Source organism: Pseudomonas sp. P4_C3 (assembly GCF_056402075.1).
The window spans coordinates 1-2,525 of the sequence record NZ_JBFUIC010000469.1; the positions used below are offsets into that span (position 1 = coordinate 1).

Consider the following 2,525-nt stretch of genomic DNA (forward strand, 5'->3'; position numbering starts at 1 on the left):
TCACACCTGCGCTCCGAAGCCTTCGGCATTTCGCTGCTTGAAGGCGCGATGTATGGCAAACCGATGATCTCCAGTGAGATTGGCACTGGCACCAGTTACATCAACATCCATAACGAGACCGGGCTGGTGGTGCCGCCGAGCAATCCATTGGCGTTTCGTGAGGCGATGCGCACGCTTTGGGAAAACCCGCTGCTGGCGGCGCAAATGGGCGAGAAGGCGCAGGCCCGCTATCAAAATCTGTTTACCGCGGACGAAATGGGTCGCAAATGGGCGGCCTTGTATGAGGAACTGCTGGAAGAAAAAGCCCTCGCCTACGCATGAGCATCCGTGATGCCTGTGCTATGAAGCCATGTGGGCTCAGACGTGAGGATCGCCCGGCACCTTGCTCGGCGCGGCGTACTGTGGCTTCAGGTGCCCGTCCTGATCGAGTAGCCAGGCGTCCATGATCTCCCGGACGACCGGTCCGGCGACGCGGCCACCCGCCTCGCCGTTTTCGATCATCACCGAAATCACGATCTTCGGGTGCTCGGCCGGGGCGAAACCGACGAACAAGGCATTGTCGCGGTTACGCTCGCGGGTTTTCTCCCGGTTGTAACGTTCGCCCTGCTTGATCGCCACCACCTGCGCGGTACCACTCTTGCCGGCGATACGATACTGCGCCCCTGCCGCTGCGGCCCGGGCAATCCCGCGGGCATCGTGCATCACCATCTGCATACCATGGTTGACCTGCTCCCAGTCGCGCGGATCCTTGAGCAGAATATTCGGCATCGGATGTTCATCCAACGGCGCGACGCCGTCCACGGTTTTGGCCAGGTGCGGGCGATTCCACACGCCTTTGTTGGCAATCAGCGCCGTCGCCTGAGCCAACTGCAGCGGCGTGACCTGCATGTAGCCCTGGCCGATGCCGAGAATCACCGTCTCGCCCGGAAACCAGGCCTGACGGCGGGTGGCGCGTTTCCAGGCTTGGGATGGCATCAGCCCAGGGGCTTCTTCATTCATGTCCAGGGAGACTTTCTCCCCCAGCCCGAACATGGCCATGTAGTCGTGCAGGCGATCGATACCGAGCTTGTGTGCGAGGTCATAGAAATAGGTGTCGTTGGAACGCATGATCGCCGCATCCATATCCACCCAACCATCGCCGCTGTGGTTCCAGTTGCGGTACTTGTGATCGAAATCCGGTAGCTGGTAATAACCGGGGTCGAACACACGGGTCTGTGGCGTGACGACACCTGCATCGAGGCCAGCGATTGCCACTTCCGGCTTGATGGTCGAACCCGGGGCATAGAGACCACGCAGGACACGATTGAACAGCGGCCGATCAATGGAATCCCGTAGCGAAGAGTATTCCTTGGAACTGATACCGGTGACGAACAGATTCGGATCGAAACTCGGGTTGCTGACCATGGCCAATACTTCGCCGGTCGACGGATCCAGCGCGACCACCGAGCCACGGCGATCGCCCAGGGCTTGCTCGGCGGCTTCCTGCAGCTTGACGTCGAGGCTCAGGACAATGTTTTCGCCTGGCACCGGGTCAGTGTGCTTGAGCACTCGCAGCACGCGGCCCTGGGCATTGGTTTCGACTTCCTCATAGCCGACATGGCCGTGCAGTTGCGCCTCGTAGAATTTTTCGATTCCGGTCTTGCCGATGGATTGGGTGCCTCGGTACTCGACCGTATCCAGAGCCTTTGACTCTTTCTCGTTGATACGTCCGACGTAGCCGACCGAATGAGCGAAGTGCTCGCCCAATGGATAGTGCCGAACGAACTGCGGCTCTACATCAAGGCCCGGCAGGCGGAACTCGTTGACGGCGAGAATGGCAATCTGCTCTTCGGTCAGTTCATAGAACAGCGTCACGGGTACGAAGGGGTGACGAGCCTGCTTCATCACCTTGTCGAACTGCGAGCGGTCTTCAGCGGGCAGGTGCAGGAGATTTACGACTTCGTCCAGCTCTTCGCTGACATTGGAAGCACGTTCGCGGGTGATGGTCAGGTTGAAGCTGGGAYGGTTGTCAGCGAGGAGTACACCGTTGCGGTCATAGATCAATCCGCGGGTAGGCGTAATCGGCAGGACATGAACGCGATTGTTTTCGGAGATGGTCGAGTGATAGTCGAATTCGACGACTTGCAGGACGTACAGGCGTACTACCAGCGCACAGGTGACAGCGGCAACGAACAAGGCGCAGGCCATGAGTCTCTTGTTGACCAGGCGTGTCTCTTTTTCGTGGTCCTTGATCGGTATCGGTTCAGGCACTTGTGCAGCAACTCATTGAAAGGAATGCCGATCCGTGGGCGCAAACTCAGTCCATTAAAAATGAGCTGCACCATAGCAAAACCGTGGAGTCAGGTTTGTGTGATTTTTTTTAAAAAGCTCGCCCTGCTTTTCGAGCGCACAAACAAAACCCCAACTGCTTTCGCAATTGGGGTTTCGGAATTTAATCTTGACGATGACCTACTCTCACATGGGGAAACCCCACACTACCATCGGCGATGCATCGTTTCACTGCTGAGTTCGGGATGGGATCAGGT

2 protein-coding genes and 1 rRNA gene are annotated in these 2,525 nt (G+C 58.0%); 1 reads left to right on the forward strand and 2 read right to left on the reverse strand.

The window, feature by feature from the left end; genetic code table 11:
- The coding region (locus tag AC1DVH_RS29425) for a glycosyltransferase (protein WP_477756747.1) at nucleotides 1–321 on the forward strand (321 nt) is incomplete at its 5' end.
- 36 nt (nucleotides 322–357) lie between these two features.
- Here the strand turns inward: AC1DVH_RS29425 and mrdA are convergent.
- Nucleotides 358–2,250 carry a penicillin-binding protein 2 gene (gene mrdA, locus AC1DVH_RS29430; protein ID WP_477756748.1) on the reverse strand — a complete coding sequence of 631 codons (1,893 nt, stop codon included), beginning with the start codon at nucleotides 2,248–2,250 and terminating at the stop codon, nucleotides 358–360.
- Nucleotides 2,251–2,435: 185 nt separating this feature from the next.
- Nucleotides 2,436–2,525: ribosomal RNA gene (gene rrf, locus AC1DVH_RS29435) — 5S ribosomal RNA — on the reverse strand; the annotation flags it as partial.